This window comes from Streptococcus sp. HMSC064H09 (assembly GCF_001812625.1).
GTDB lineage: Bacteria > Bacillota > Bacilli > Lactobacillales > Streptococcaceae > Streptococcus.
In genome coordinates this window covers 38,642-52,335 of the sequence record NZ_KV809583.1, presented here as the reverse complement: position 1 = coordinate 52,335, position 13,694 = coordinate 38,642, and the positions used below count along the sequence as shown (strand labels likewise).

Below are 13,694 nucleotides of genomic sequence, written 5' to 3'. Positions count from 1 at the left end.
AGTGGTTTTACCCACTACAGAAATTATAGAGCCAAACGAAATCAAAAGAACTCACAATGAATTGTGAGTTCTTTTCGTATTTATATGACTAGAATTTCTTCAATTTTTGATAAATATAAAATATAAGACCATTTTTTTTATCTTTTCCAGAAAATTTTGTATAATAGGAACACCAAAGATGAAGTGAGAAAGAAAAATGTACCAAGTAGTTGAAATGAAAGGGGATTTGGAACCGTGGTGGTTCTTAGAAGGCTGGCAAGAAGATATCATCAGTACTAAGGAATTTGAAAATTTTTATGATGCCCTCAAGTACTATAAAAAACTTTGGTTTGCCATGGAAGAAACCTTGCCAAGTTATATCAGCCGTAGTAGTGTCATGACTGCTTTTTGGGACCAAGAGGATAAACACTGGTGTGAGGAGTGTGACGAATACCTGCAGGTCTATCAATCGATTGCTCTTTTGGATGATTGGCAGGAAATTCCTGAGGAAAAATACCGTCCGGGATATGAAAAGCGAAATGACCTTCCAAATCATGCCCACTGTAAAATTAAACGTTAAACAATGCAGAAGCTCGAATTTTTTTCGGGCTTCTTTTCATTTTCTTAAACTTTTTACGAATAGGTCTATGAGGAGGTCCTTATGGTAACAGAATTTGCTAAGGAAATGATCAAAAATGCTGATAGTTGTGGGGCTCAAGACATCTATGTCATTCCACGTCGGGATAATTACGAGCTCTATATGCGAGTTGGCCAGGAGAGGAGATTAATTGATGTATATCGGCCTGATTTCATGGCTAGTCTTATTGGTCACTTTAAATTTGTGGCGGGAATGATGGTGGGTGAGAAGCGTAGGAGTCAACTAGGTTCCTGTGACTATGATTGTGGTGATGGTCAAAGGGTTTCTCTGCGTTTATCAACCGTTGGGGATTATCGCGGCTTAGAAAGTTTAGTTATTCGTGTTCTACATTCCGAACGTCGAGAATTGGTGTATTGGAATCAAGGAATCCAGCCGATTATGGATGCTTTGGATTATCGTGGCTTGTATCTCTTTGCAGGTCCCGTAGGTTCTGGAAAGACTACGCTTATGCATGAATTGGTTCAGGAGCGTTTTAAGGGACAGCAGGTGATTTCGATTGAAGATCCTGTGGAAATTAAACAGGATAATGTCTTGCAACTCCAGGTAAATCAGGCAATTGACATGACCTATGATAATTTGATTAAGCTATCACTACGTCACCGCCCGGATGTTTTGATTATTGGAGAAATTCGAGATAAGGAGACTGCTCGAGCAGTTATTAGAGCTAGTCTGACAGGAGCGACTGTTCTTTCAACTATTCACGCAAAGAGTGTGGCAGGTGTTTATGAGCGTCTTCTGGACCTTGGTGTAGATAAGTCTGAGTTGGATAATGCTCTTCAAGGGATTGCCTATATGCGTTTGATTAAGGGAGGAGGTGTGATTGATTTTGCCAGTGAAAATTTCCAAAGCCATTCGTCAACCAGCTGGAACCAACAGTTGGAAGGCTTGGTTCAACAAGGATATCTCACTGAAGGAGATATCCAAGGGGAAAAAATTAAAGATTAATCAGCAAGTCAAGGTTATCCAGCTTTTCAAACAACTTCTAAAGGCAGGGTTTACTTTAACTGAAATCGTAGCCTTTTTGGAGCGAAGTCACTTGTTGAAAGAATCGTCATTATCTCTTATGAAAGCAAGCTTAATGCGAGGCGACAGGCTAGACCAGATGTTTGCGTCAGTGGGTTTTTCGGACAATATTGTTACTCAGATTGCCCTTGCTGATAAGCACGGTAATCTTCTAGGGAGTTTAACCAAGATTGAAACCTACGTGCTTCGCATGACCAAGGTTCGTAAGAAACTCATGGAGGTAGCGACCTACCCTATTCTACTCCTGGGTTTCCTGATTCTGATTATGTTAGGACTTAAAAATTATCTTTTACCTCAACTGTTAGAGGGTGATGGTAAGGATAATTGGGCTGTACAGTTGGTTCAAATCTTTCCCCAGCTCTTTTTTGTGACTTTGTGTGGACTTCTTGTATTAAGCTTAATTCTTTATCTATGGGTCAAACACCAGCCAGCCCTTGTCTTTTATCGACGAATGGCAAAAATCCCTTTCATAGGCCAAACTGTCAGGCTATATACGACCGCCTATTATGCTAGGGAATGGGGAAATCTCTTAGGACAAGGCATTGACCTGTTAGACTTGGTTTCTCTTATGCAAGAGCAAAAGTCCAAGCTCTTTCGTGAGCTAGGGGCTGATTTAGAAGAGGCCTTGATGCTAGGACAGAGTTTTCCTGACCGTATTGCTACTCACCCTTTTTTCACTAAGGAATTATCCTTGATTATTGCTTATGGAGAGGCTAATGCTAGGTTGGGCTATGAGTTAGAAGTCTATGCTGAAGAGGTTTGGCAGGCTTTCTTTAACCGTCTTAATAAGGCAACAACCTTTGTGCAACCCCTCATTTTTGTTATTGTTGCTGTCGTGATTGTAATGATCTATGCAGCCATGCTATTACCAATGTATCAAAATATGGAAGGAATGATGTCATGAAAATGATGTTTAAAAAATTGAATGCCGTTAAACTACGAGCTTTTACGCTAATTGAAATGCTAGTCGTGCTTCTCATTATCAGTATCCTCCTCTTGCTTTTTGTTCCTAACTTGAGTAAGCAGAAGGATTCTGTTAAAGAGACTGGAAATGCGGCTGTGGTCAAGGTCGTGGATTCTCAAGCAGAACTTTATGAAATGAAGAATAACAAGACAGCTAGCTTAGCAGCTCTTGTTTCAGAAGGTCAAATCACGCAAAAACAGGCAGATTCATACAATGATTACTATGCGAAACATGGTGGCGAAAGCCGCTCAGTGGCCAATTAGAGCCTTCACCTTGTTGGAGAGTCTGGTGACACTAGCAGTGGTTGCCTTTCTCACTTTGAGTTTGTCAGGCTCAGTGACAGGTGTTTTTCAACAGGTTGAAACTAACCTTTTTTATCTGCGCTTTGAGTACCTATACCGAGATAGTCAGCGCTTGGCAGCGGCAGAAGGGGCCAATGTTGAATTGCAGTTGACCAAGGATAAAATCAGTAACGGAAAATCCAGTCTGGTGATTCCTAAAAGTATTCATCTTGATAAGGGGCAGACGCTAATGTTTGATGCTAAAGGAGGCAACTCGAGCCTCACCAAGATTCGTTTTTCAAGTGATAAGGAGGTGGTGACCTATCAGCTTAACATGGGCAGCGGTAAATATAAAAAGACGGTCTCTTAGAGGCTATATTCTTATCGAAAGCCTGGTAGCAATGGCTGTCTTAGTGCTTGTCAGTGGTCTTATATTAGATCAAATCAATACCAATCGTAGGTTAATGGCTAGGAATCTCCACCAACAGGAGGTCTTGAGTGTGGCAACCATGGCAGTTCAGACCAAACAGGATCAGTTGACCTTAAATGGCATCACAGTGACGGTAAAACGTAGCCAGCAAGGTATCGCGGTTTATGAATCAGGAAAGGAGATTATTCATGTCTCTCAATAGCAAGGTTCGTGCTTTTACCCTCTTGGAATGTCTAGTGGCCTTGTTGGTGATTGCTGGTTCAGTTCAAGTTTATCAAGGTCTGACCACAGTATTGGTGAGCAATGTTAAGCAGGTCAAGCAACAAGAAAGCCAAGACTGGCTTCTATTCGTTCAACAAATGGAGGCAGAATTAGAAGGTTGTCAGTTGGTAAAGGTAGAGGGGAACAAACTCTATGTCAAGCAGGATAATCAAGACTTAGCTTTTGGACTATCAAGTGCTACTGATTTTCGAAAAACAAATGCTGACGGTCGAGGCTACCAACCCATGCTTTTTAATGTAAAAGCTAGTACAATTAGCCAAAATAACCAGATAGTCACCATCCAAGTGACTCTTAAAAATGGGCTACAAAGGAGTTTTGTTTATGCTTTTGAAAAAACAGGTTAGGGGAGGCGTTCTTCTTTACGCTCTTTTTATGGCTGGCATTTTCACACTTCTTCTGCATGTTTATCTGGAGCGGGTGGTTGCTAGCTCTAGACAGAACCAAGCGCAAATGATTTCCAGTCAAAGTCGTCTCATGGCAGAGATGACCATGGACTTGGCGGACAAGAAAGCAGGTGCTTTTAGTTTCTCTCAGGGAACTACGACTTATGAGGTTAAGGACAAACAAGTGATTGTTAGAGTTGCCAGTAAAGGCCAAATCAAGACCTATCGTTATGTGAAGAAGCAGGAGCAGAAATAGAAATTCTCTTTCCTTTTTGATATGATAGAAGGACGGAGGAAATCATGAATTTTGAAGCAATTGAGACAGCCTTTGAGCTGTTGTTAGAAAATGTCCAAACCATTGAAAATGATCTTGGAACCCATGCTTACGATGCGCTTATTGAGCAAAATTCCTATTATTTGGGGGCTGAGGTAGCTAATGAAGTCATCATCAAAAACAACGAGAAATTACGTGCCCTTAATCTAAGCAAAGAGGAGTGGCGTCGTGCTTTTCAGTTCTTGTTTATCAAGCTAGGGCAATTGGAAGCCTTACAAGCCAATCACCAATTTACACCTGATGCTATTGGATTTATCATTCTTTACCTACTTGAAGGTTTGACCAAGGACGACCAATTAGATGTTTTGGAGATTGGTTCGGGGACAGGAAACTTGGCTGAAACTCTTCTAAATAATAGTCAGAAAACCCTTAATTATATGGGAATGGAAGTTGACGATCTCCTTATCGATTTGTCAGCTAGTATTGCTGATGTGGTGAATTCGAGTGCAGTTTACATTCAAGAAGATGCTGTTCGACCACATATTCTCAAAGAGAGTGATGTTATTATTAGTGACCTACCTGTTGGTTACTACCCTAATGATGAAATTGCGAGTCGTTTCAAGGTTGCAGCAACTGGTGAACACACCTATGCCCATCACCTTCTCATGGAGCAATCACTCAAGTACTTGAAGAAAGATGGTATTGCTATTCTTTTGGCACCAACTAATCTTTTGACAAGCCCACAAAGTGACTTGCTTAAGAAATGGCTATCAGGCTATGCTGATATTATTGCTGTTATCACTCTTCCAGAAGCAGCTTTTGGCAATAAACGTAACATGAAGTCTATCTTTGTGCTTAAAAAAAAAACTGAAAATGCTCCTGAGACCTTTGTTTATCCACTTAGCGATTTGCAAAACTCAGAGGTCCTCAAAGATTTTACAGAGAATTTCCAAAAATGGAAATCAGATAATTCCATTTTCTAGCAAAACATGTTAGAATAGGACTATATTATTGAAAGCGTTTTACAAAGAGGTGGCTTATGACAAAAACAATAGCAATTAATGCAGGAAGCTCAAGCTTGAAATGGCAACTATATGAGATGCCAGATGAAGTTGTTCTTGCTAAGGGTTTGATTGAACGTATCGGCTTGAAAGATTCTGTTTCCACAGTAAAATTTGATGACCGTTCAGAATCGCAAACTCTAGATATTGCTGACCATGTTCAGGCAGTAAAAATCTTGCTTGATGATTTGATTCGTTTTGATATTATCAAGAGCTATGATGAAATTACAGGTGTTGGTCACCGTGTGGTTGCTGGTGGAGAATATTTCAAAGAATCAAGCTTGGTGGATGAAGATGCCTTGGCTAAGATTGAAGAATTGTCAGCCTTAGCGCCTTTACACAATCCAGGTGCAGCTTCAGGGATTCGTGCCTTTAAGGAGCTCCTCCCAGATATTACGAGTGTTGCTGTTTTTGATACAGCCTTCCATACATCTATGCCGGAAGTGGCCTACCGTTATCCAGTGCCTAATCGTTACTATACAGACTACCAAGTCCGTAAGTATGGAGCACACGGAACTAGCCACCAATATGTTTCTCAAGAAGCAGCTAAGTTGTTAGGTAAGCCAATTGAAGAAACTAAGATTATCACAGCCCATGTGGGAAATGGTGTTTCTATTACTGCCGTTGATGGTGGTAAATCAGTAGATACGTCAATGGGCTTGACACCACTTGGTGGCGTTATGATGGGAACACGTACTGGGGATCTTGACCCTGCGATTATTCCATTTGTTATTGACCGCGAGCCTGAAATGGCAGATGCTGAGCGTATCCGTCACGTCTTTAATAAGGAATCAGGTCTTCTTGGCATTTCTGAAAAATCAAGTGATATGCGTGATATCATTGCTGGTAAGAATGCTGGCGATGAAAAATGTGCCTTGGCTTATGATCTTTATGTGGATCGTTTGCGTAAATACATCGCTCAATACTTCGGTGTGTTGAACGGAGCGGATGCTATCGTCTTTACAGCAGGTATTGGTGAAAACTCTGCAGAAGTTCGTGCTTCAGTTTTGGATGGTCTCACTTGGTTTGGTATTGAAGTGGATCCTGAAAAGAATGTCTTTGGACATGTAGGCGACATTACAACAGCAGAGTCAGCTGTTAAAGTATTTGTTATCCCAACAGATGAAGAGTTGGTGATTGCGCGTGATGTTGAGCGCCTTAAAACTAAATAAGTTATCAAAAATTTGATAAGACCAGAAAAGTTGGCTGAGTGATTGGCTAGCTTTTTTGAATGCACTGACAGAATCATTCGAATATTTCTATTTATGTGTAATTCTATAAGTAAAGAAAACTTTACAAAAAATGTAAAAAAGACTTTACAAAACATGTAAAGTGAACTATACTATAAATGTAAAGTTAACTTAACAAAGAAAAGTAAGGAGTTTAACTATTTGAGAATAAACGATAAGGTTGAGGTGCCACATGGAAACAAAAATTCAGGAACTTCGCAAGGCTAATAAGATTAGTCAGGCAGAGTTAGCAGATGAGATGGGGGTCACGAGGCAGACCATCATTTCACTCGAAAAAGGTCGCTATAATGCGTCGTTGGAACTGGCTTTTAAAATTGCTAGATATTTTGGAAAGACTATTGAAGAAGTCTTTATTTTTGAGGAAGATTAAGGAGAAAAGATATGTTTAAACAAGTCATGAAGAAAATTGGTGTTATTGTTTTAGCGCTCACTCTACTAATCTTAGATTTAACACTATTAGGTGCTTTCCCGCTACTTACTCAGGATGGTAAGTTTTCACTTGTGGAGCAAATAGGTTACGGTATTTGGGCATTAGGGAGTTTGGCTATTTTTATCGTGATTGCTTATAGATTTAAACTCTTATCGCTTAAAGAGATTAATTGGAGACGTCTCGTTGCGATTGCTTCTCTTAATCTCGTCATCTTTTTCCTAGGTGATCTTCTAGGGTATTTTATTGGTCAGTTAACACACAATGCGACTATGGAAAATCAAGATGCTTTAAATGCTATCTTTGCCCACGTACCATTCTATCTTCACCTAGTAGTCGCCGGTTTTATTATTCCGATTATGGAAGAAATCATTTTTAGAGGACTCTTAGCCAAGGTGCTCTTTGGAAAATACTTTAAGACGGGTCTTGTTATTTCCAGTCTTCTCTTTATGGCTGGTCACTCAGCATTTACGCTTCAGACAATTGTCATCTATGGTATTATGTCAGCTGGTCTTGCGATAACATATTATAAGACTAAGCGTATCGAGTACAGTATGGGTGTTCATATCTTCAACAATAGCATAAGTGTACTACTCAGTCTTTTCGTTTAAGGTGAATGATTAAAGTTATCATTGAAAAAATGTATATTGCTCTTATAAAGGATAATAGAGGGAGTGTTAAGATATGTTAATAAAAATGTTATTAGGAAATAGAAAAACAGAGGCCGAATTTAAGAAATACATTACACGAGTAGCCTGCTCTTTCTTTTCTTTGGGTATTTTGGGATTATTTATTGTTCGCTCTAACAGTCTTAGTGATTATACTCTAGGATTAGTATTGGGATTTACCATTGGGGTTTATGCCTTGTCAATCTATTATTTTGCTATACTTACCCATCCTAAACGTCTTCACCAGATGTATATTGCTGCCTACGATGAGCGAAATAAACAGATTTTAATGGCGACAGCAGTTGCAACTCTGATTTTAGAGTTTTTGCTTATCTTTGCTTTGATTGCTCTATATGCCTTTGTCAATATTCAGTTGCCATATGTTACAGTCTTATCAGTCTTGCTCTATGGCTTAGTATTGGGATTTGCTCTTATTCGTCTCATCCTATCTAAAATAGGATAAGAGTCTATATTATCTTGGAAAACTCCTCTTTCGTTTTCTTTTTGTCTTGTCAAATAAGTCATGTTGTATTATAATAAAAGTACAAACAGATGATGAAAAGAGGTGGATTCTCATGAACAAAGGGTCAATTCTCAAACGCTTTCTTTATTTTTTACTAGCTTTCCTAATACTAATTATTGATCAAGTTCCAACCATCTATTTAGGTGTCAAAGATATAAGGCTGGTCTGTCTCTTAATTTTTATCTTGCTTCTTATGAGCGCAGGAGCTCTTTTCTTAGGAAAACGTCTTGGGCTTTTCGAAGGCTTTAAGGCCCTTTCTTCCCTGAAGGCCTGGGGTATGATTGGCTTGACCTACCTAGGTATTTATATCGTTACTAGGATTGGTTCTATAGTCATGATGATGGAAGGTGTTAGTAATAGCACCAATCAGGCAGCCATAGAAAATGCCCATATGAATCCCTTCCTTCTCATAATGTTTACGGTAATTATGGCACCGATTGTGGAAGAGCTGGTTTTTCGAGGGCTCCTCATGGGACGCGTCTTTAATCCAGATTCTATTGTTGGCTTGATTGTTAGTAGTTTACTTTTTGGCCTTGTTCATATGCCGAATAGTATCGGTGTTTGGATTGTATATGCAGGTATGGGGCTTGCCCTTGGGATAGCATATCGTAAGTTTCAAAAGTTAGAGTACTGTATCATGGCCCATATCATTAACAATAGTATTGCGGTTTCAATGTTGTTACTCTTACAATTTTTAGCGCCATATATCAAATAAAGCTCGGAAGATTCCGAGCTTTATTCTTATAGTTTTTTGGCTTTAGCAATGGTTGTATCAATACTTGAAACTACACTATGGGTGAGGCCTGTACGCTCAAGGTCCATGAGACCGGCGATAGTAGTCCCACCAGGGCTACATACCTTATCAATAAGATCATGTGGACTGTTGCTACCAAGACTGAGATTTTCAGCAGTAGCTAGAACCGTCTGTGTGGCAATGGTCAGAGCGACCTGCTTACTTAGGCCGTTTTTGACACCAGCCTTGGCTAGAGCCTCGATAAAGAGGGCGATGTAGGCAGGGCTAGAACCTGCTAAGGCAGTGAAGGTATCAAAGTCCTTCTCAGCCAATTCAACAGTGGTTCCAAAACTGTCTGTGATTTCCTTGGCAACTGCCAAAAGGTCCTCGGATACCTTATCATTAGTACAAAGACCAGTAGTGCTTTTGAGAATTTGAGCATTAAGGTTCGGCATGATACGAATAAGAGGAATGTCTGGACTGGTGAGGGAAGCAAGGCGTTCTAAGGTCACTCCAGCAGCCATACTTATGATAGGTTGATGGAAATTGAGATCGGCTAGTACCTTATCAAACATTTGAGGTTTGATACCAAGGATGACCAGGTCAGCATTATCCAACAATTCCTGATGGGAAGCAGCCGCTTCAACCTCTAGTTCCTCTGCAATCTGGCGTGAACGAGCCAAGGAAGACCCTGAAATAATGATACGATGTGAGCTTGTATTTAGGCCGTTGATAATGGCTGTTGCCATTTTTCCGACACCGATAAAACCTATAATCATGGGTTACTCCTTGTCTTAGTAGTTTTTAATTAAATCTACTGTCGAGCGATCCAACTTCTTAACAATAGCTTGTAAGAAGGCCTGTGCTTCTAGGAAGTCATCCATCGCATAAAGGGTTTGGTGCGAGTGAATGTAGCGGGCACAAACACCGATAGTTGTTGATGGAATACCAGCATTCTGCAAGTGAGCGGCACCAGCATCTGTTCCGCCCGCAGCACAGTAGTATTGGTATTTGATACCAGCTTCTTCAGCAGTAGTTAAAAGGAAATCTTTCATATTTGGCAACATGATGTGACCTGGATCGAAGAAACGAATAAGTGTACCATCACCTACCTTACCTTGATTACCATAGATATCACCTGCAGGAGAACAGTCCACTGCAAAGAAAACTTCAGGATCAAATTTAGTGGTAGAGACATGGGCACCACGTAAACCAACTTCTTCTTGAACATTGGCCCCAGCGATTAGAGTATTGTTGAGTTCTCGATCCTTAACGTTTTCCAAGAGTTCACGAATCATGAGAACACCATAACGGTTATCCCAAGCTTTAGAAATGACATTCTTTTGATTGGCTGTGAGAATCGTTTCTGATTCAGGAATGATGACATCACCTGGGAAAACGCCGTAGGCATTAGCCTCTTCTTGGTTGGCAAAACCAGCATCAAAGACGATATCAGAAACACTAGGAAGACTTGAAGCTCCACCGCTAGCACGTAAGAAATGAGGTGGCACTGAACCTGAGATGACAGGATAGACACGACCGTCACGAGTGTGTAGGGTGAAGCGTTGTGAGCTGACAACCAGTGGGTTCCAACCACCAAGTTCGACGACACGGAAAGTCCCGTCTGCTTTGATTTCCTTAATCATAAACCCAACTTCATCCATGTGGGCAGCCACAAGCACCTTAGGGGCATTTTCTGCTTGGCTATGCTTGATACCGAAAATACCACCGAGACCGTCTGTTTGGACCTCATCTACAAGTGGGGTGATGTTTTTGCGAAGGTAGTCGCGTACAGGAGCTTCAAAGCCTGAAGTAGCACTGAGTTCAGTTACTTCTTTAATCTTGTCAAATAGGGTAGTCATAAAATCCTCCTTGAGTAGTACTTGCTACTATTTTAGCACGATTCTTAAGAGATAGGTAGCCTCTCCCCATTCATCTAAAATTATGGTAAAATGTTTCTTATGAAACGTAAAACATTGGCCTTGTTTGCTGGAGGCGTAGGAGCTTTAGGTCTCTTGGCAATGGCAGAGAAGTATAGACAGTCACGTGCAGAAATGAAGAAGGCTGCATTAATCCAAGATATTAGGCAAGAATTATCACACCTGGGGACTATCGCAGTCCTTTATACAAATCCCACTGATAAGGAAAATTCAGGGCTTACAGGAGGTATCGTCTTAGAGGATGGACGTGCCTATAGCTTTGTTTATGCAGAGGATATCTTGACCTATGAGGAGGAGCAGGTATGATTATTCCTAAGAATCTTGAAGAACTGGCAAGCTATGTCGAAAGTGATCAAAAGGTGGTTTTCTTTTTCACTGCCGACTGGTGTCCAGACTGCCAGTTCATCTATCCCGTTATGCCTGAAATCGAAGCCCTCCATCCAGATATGACCTTTGTGCGTGTTAATCGTGATGATTATATGGCTTTGGCACAAACTTGGAATATTTTTGGTATCCCAAGTTTTGTTGTGACTAAGAAAGGTCAGGAATTGGGGCGCTTGGTCAATAAAGCTCGTAAAACCAAAGAAGAAATCAATGCCTTTTTGTCGGAGATTTAAAAGATGAAAATCAATCACTTTCCTAATATCTCTTTTGATATTTCAGAAACCAAAGAAAAGTATCTGACAGAAAAAAATGAGAGGATCATCGAAGAATTATGCCAAGTTTTAGTAGAGCATTCCAAAATTGAAAGTGATATCTTCCTAAAACACCAAGAAATAAACACCTACAAAAAGGAAAATAATCTTCCTACACATCAGACTATTCCTGGAGAAATGGAGTTATTTGATGAATTTAAAGTGAAGTTGACTCCTTTAGCTCAAAAACACTTGACTGATAACTGTTATAAAAGAGGTTTTTCAGCTTCTTTTGGTTCTCCAGGCACCTATGATTTTGTGTTAGAGCCCTGTCGAGTTAAGTTTATTATGAAGAGTAAGGCTAAGATGTTTCTTGAATTTTCCTATGGGAATGACTTTTGGTACCACAAACAATTTATCTTAAAATTAACAGAGAGTGACTGGAAAATTGACAAGATTAGTTATCGCTATGGTAGTAACGACGATTCTTGGCATATCAGTCGATTTTAAAATCTAGAAAAAGAATTATTGAAGGAGAATCCATGATTTTGCATATAATAAAGAACAAGTTGGCGACGTTTTGTTGGTTATCTTAGAAGATACTAAAGACATCAAACGTAGCGTAGAACGTAAAGGTAAAGTGGCGCGTGTCACAGCTGATGAAACAGGCAAGACTCTTGCTTGGAATATTTTTGAAGCGTCAAGCCTCATTGATATCGAAGGTAACGGTCAAGTTTTCTTATCAGACCAAGATGTAGCTGTTTTGAACGAGGAATTGGCTAAAGAGGGCTTTGAAGAGCGTTTGGAAAACACACAAGGACCAGTCTTTGTGGTTGGACAAATTGATGAAATGGTTGCACATCCAGACAGTGACCACCTTAACATCTGTCAAGTGAACATTGGTGATAAGAAGGTCCAAATCGTTGCAGGAGCACCAAACGCAGCGCTTGGGCTTAAAACTATCGTAGCCCTTCCTGGTGCTATGATGCCTAGCGGTGCCCTTATCTTCCCAGGAAAACTTCGTGGTGAAGATAGTTATGGTATGATGTGTGCCCCACGTGAGTTGGCACTTCCAAATGCTCCACAAAAACGTGGTATTATTGAACTTGATGATTCAGCAGTAGTTGGTGAGGCTTTTGATCCAGCCAAACACTGGAAAGGGTAAATAAGACAAGAAGCGGTAAGTAAGTCGCTTTTTTTTTCAGGAGAGCTCATCCTGGCAAATGGTTCAAAATTTTCGAGAACCTCTTTATACTTACCAAGTTCATCATCAAAATATAATAGTATTGCTCTCAATCTCTATTATTTGCCAAAACAACTTTATCCGAGCAATTATCTAAAAAATGTGGCTTCAAGTTTATTAATCAAGTTGTGTTTTATTTATCTGTCAGACTCAGATTTGGTGATGATTATAAAAGAAAGGAAAGTTCAATGACTTACAACAAACATAAGGGAGTCCTTGTTTTTATGATTCTCTATACAGTCCTCTTTGTTTTTGATGGTATACGAGTATTTGATGCTCCCTTACCTTCTTCTTTAACGACCTATTTAGTTTATACCATCATGTTTTTGTATGGTTGCTTCCTATTTAAGTCTGAATTGCTCAAAAAGTGGGAAGAGGTCAGAAGTTCTAAAAGAAAATTTTTCTTGGGGGTTTTAAAAGGCTGGCTCTTACTTGTCCTGGTGACCATTTTCTTTGGACTACTATCGGCAATATTGAGGCAGGTTTTGGGACTAAGTGAACAAGGACTAAACGAGGCTAATATACAAAGCACCTTTAAAGAACAACCACTACTGATAGTAGTTTTCGCCTGTATCATTGGACCTTTGGTGGAAGAACTCTTTTTCCGTCAAAATTTATTGCATTGTTTACAGAGACATTTGCCAAGCTGGCTAAGCATTTGTGTGGTAGGATTTGTTTTCGCCTTTACCCATATGCACAGTTTGTCTTTATCAGAGTGGGTCAGTGCAGTTGGTTACTTAGGTGGCGGAGTAGCCCTTTCAATTATTTATGTGAATGAAAAAGGAAATATTTACTATCCCTTGATGGTTCATGTGCTAGGAAATATTTTATCTTTTATAGTATTGGTCATTGGTAGTATGCAATAAGTGGATTCCAAACTATTTCAGCTTACAAAGAAAAAGGCAAAGGACTCTCGTCTCTCTTCTATCAATAAAACAAT

21 protein-coding genes are annotated in these 13,694 nt (G+C 39.9%); 19 read left to right on the top strand and 2 right to left on the bottom strand.

The genetic code is table 11. The features are described from left to right. Positions 1 to 196 precede the first annotated feature (196 nt). The 14 genes from HMPREF2867_RS07075 to HMPREF2867_RS07010 all read left to right on the top strand — a co-directional run bounded on the left by HMPREF2867_RS07075 (position 197) and on the right by HMPREF2867_RS07010 (position 8,918). Positions 197 to 559: a DUF1033 family protein gene (locus HMPREF2867_RS07075; protein ID WP_002887019.1), complete on the top strand. Its 363-nt coding sequence runs from the start codon at positions 197 to 199 to the stop codon at positions 557 to 559. An 81-nt stretch (positions 560 to 640) separates the two neighbouring features. Further along, a complete protein-coding gene (comGA, locus tag HMPREF2867_RS07070; RefSeq protein WP_070576722.1) occupies positions 641 to 1,582 on the top strand; it encodes a competence type IV pilus ATPase ComGA in 942 nt (313 codons plus the stop codon). Next, on the top strand, positions 1,464 to 2,564 hold the full coding sequence (gene comGB, locus HMPREF2867_RS07065) for a competence type IV pilus assembly protein ComGB (RefSeq protein WP_141750996.1): 1,101 nt from the start codon (positions 1,464 to 1,466) through the stop codon (positions 2,562 to 2,564). The genes comGA and comGB overlap by 119 nt, the downstream gene beginning before the upstream one ends. Beyond that, entirely contained in the window at positions 2,561 to 2,887 is a 327-nt protein-coding gene (comGC, locus tag HMPREF2867_RS07060; protein WP_070576715.1) for a competence type IV pilus major pilin ComGC, read from the top strand. Before comGB ends, comGC begins: the two co-directional genes overlap by 4 nt. Beyond that, entirely contained in the window at positions 2,847 to 3,275 is a 429-nt protein-coding gene (comGD, locus tag HMPREF2867_RS07055) for a competence type IV pilus minor pilin ComGD (protein ID WP_256263070.1), read from the top strand. Before comGC ends, comGD begins: the two co-directional genes overlap by 41 nt. A 31-nt stretch (positions 3,276 to 3,306) precedes the next feature. Continuing rightward, positions 3,307 to 3,537 carry a competence type IV pilus minor pilin ComGE gene (gene comGE, locus HMPREF2867_RS07050; protein WP_002887015.1) on the top strand — a complete coding sequence of 77 codons (231 nt, stop codon included), beginning with the start codon at positions 3,307 to 3,309 and terminating at the stop codon, positions 3,535 to 3,537. Next, positions 3,524 to 3,961, top strand: a complete 438-nt coding sequence (gene comGF, locus HMPREF2867_RS07045; RefSeq protein WP_002887014.1) for a competence type IV pilus minor pilin ComGF — start codon at positions 3,524 to 3,526, stop codon at positions 3,959 to 3,961. The genes comGE and comGF overlap by 14 nt, the downstream gene beginning before the upstream one ends. Further along, positions 3,939 to 4,256, top strand: a complete 318-nt coding sequence (gene comGG / locus HMPREF2867_RS07040; RefSeq protein ID WP_002887013.1) for a competence type IV pilus minor pilin ComGG — start codon at positions 3,939 to 3,941, stop codon at positions 4,254 to 4,256. The genes comGF and comGG overlap by 23 nt, the downstream gene beginning before the upstream one ends. A gap of 44 nt (positions 4,257 to 4,300) precedes the next feature. Then, the gene (locus HMPREF2867_RS07035) at positions 4,301 to 5,257 is read left to right on the top strand and encodes a class I SAM-dependent methyltransferase (RefSeq protein WP_070576710.1); all 957 of its coding nucleotides are present in this window, start codon (positions 4,301 to 4,303) and stop codon (positions 5,255 to 5,257) included. A 56-nt stretch (positions 5,258 to 5,313) separates the two neighbouring features. Continuing rightward, a complete protein-coding gene (locus HMPREF2867_RS07030) occupies positions 5,314 to 6,507 on the top strand; it encodes an acetate kinase (RefSeq protein ID WP_002885831.1) in 1,194 nt (397 codons plus the stop codon). Between the two features lie 250 nt (positions 6,508 to 6,757). Then, positions 6,758 to 6,955 carry a helix-turn-helix transcriptional regulator gene (locus HMPREF2867_RS07025; protein ID WP_002885716.1) on the top strand — a complete coding sequence of 66 codons (198 nt, stop codon included), beginning with the start codon at positions 6,758 to 6,760 and terminating at the stop codon, positions 6,953 to 6,955. An 11-nt stretch (positions 6,956 to 6,966) separates the two neighbouring features. Next, the gene (locus HMPREF2867_RS07020; protein WP_002887011.1) at positions 6,967 to 7,623 is read left to right on the top strand and encodes a CPBP family intramembrane glutamic endopeptidase; all 657 of its coding nucleotides are present in this window, start codon (positions 6,967 to 6,969) and stop codon (positions 7,621 to 7,623) included. A gap of 73 nt (positions 7,624 to 7,696) precedes the next feature. After that, the gene (locus tag HMPREF2867_RS07015; RefSeq protein ID WP_037605837.1) at positions 7,697 to 8,143 is read left to right on the top strand and encodes a hypothetical protein; all 447 of its coding nucleotides are present in this window, start codon (positions 7,697 to 7,699) and stop codon (positions 8,141 to 8,143) included. A 112-nt stretch (positions 8,144 to 8,255) separates the two neighbouring features. Continuing rightward, a complete protein-coding gene (locus tag HMPREF2867_RS07010) occupies positions 8,256 to 8,918 on the top strand; it encodes a CPBP family intramembrane glutamic endopeptidase (RefSeq protein ID WP_002887009.1) in 663 nt (220 codons plus the stop codon). A 26-nt stretch (positions 8,919 to 8,944) separates the two neighbouring features. On the opposite strand, the gene proC is transcribed toward HMPREF2867_RS07010, so the two are convergent. Beyond that, positions 8,945 to 9,715, bottom strand: coding sequence for a pyrroline-5-carboxylate reductase (gene proC / locus HMPREF2867_RS07005; protein WP_002887008.1), 771 nt, complete (start codon positions 9,713 to 9,715; stop codon positions 8,945 to 8,947). Between the two features lie 15 nt (positions 9,716 to 9,730). Further along, positions 9,731 to 10,798, bottom strand: coding sequence for a glutamyl aminopeptidase (pepA, locus tag HMPREF2867_RS07000; protein ID WP_070576708.1), 1,068 nt, complete (start codon positions 10,796 to 10,798; stop codon positions 9,731 to 9,733). A gap of 99 nt (positions 10,799 to 10,897) precedes the next feature. Between pepA and HMPREF2867_RS06995 the strand changes: the two genes are divergently transcribed. The 5 genes from HMPREF2867_RS06995 (at position 10,898) to HMPREF2867_RS06975 (ending at position 13,620) form a co-directional block, all read left to right on the top strand. Further along, the gene (locus HMPREF2867_RS06995; RefSeq protein ID WP_070576705.1) at positions 10,898 to 11,182 is read left to right on the top strand and encodes a DUF4651 domain-containing protein; all 285 of its coding nucleotides are present in this window, start codon (positions 10,898 to 10,900) and stop codon (positions 11,180 to 11,182) included. After that, on the top strand, positions 11,179 to 11,493 hold the full coding sequence (locus tag HMPREF2867_RS06990) for a thioredoxin family protein (protein WP_014635108.1): 315 nt from the start codon (positions 11,179 to 11,181) through the stop codon (positions 11,491 to 11,493). Before HMPREF2867_RS06995 ends, HMPREF2867_RS06990 begins: the two co-directional genes overlap by 4 nt. A 3-nt stretch (positions 11,494 to 11,496) precedes the next feature. Beyond that, on the top strand, positions 11,497 to 12,021 hold the full coding sequence (locus tag HMPREF2867_RS06985; RefSeq protein ID WP_070576702.1) for a hypothetical protein: 525 nt from the start codon (positions 11,497 to 11,499) through the stop codon (positions 12,019 to 12,021). A 28-nt stretch (positions 12,022 to 12,049) separates the two neighbouring features. Beyond that, positions 12,050 to 12,676, top strand: coding sequence for a YtpR family tRNA-binding protein (gene ytpR, locus HMPREF2867_RS06980; protein WP_070576699.1), 627 nt, complete (start codon positions 12,050 to 12,052; stop codon positions 12,674 to 12,676). Between the two features lie 266 nt (positions 12,677 to 12,942). Continuing rightward, entirely contained in the window at positions 12,943 to 13,620 is a 678-nt protein-coding gene (locus HMPREF2867_RS06975; RefSeq protein WP_070576695.1) for a CPBP family intramembrane glutamic endopeptidase, read from the top strand. Positions 13,621 to 13,694 lie beyond the last annotated feature (74 nt).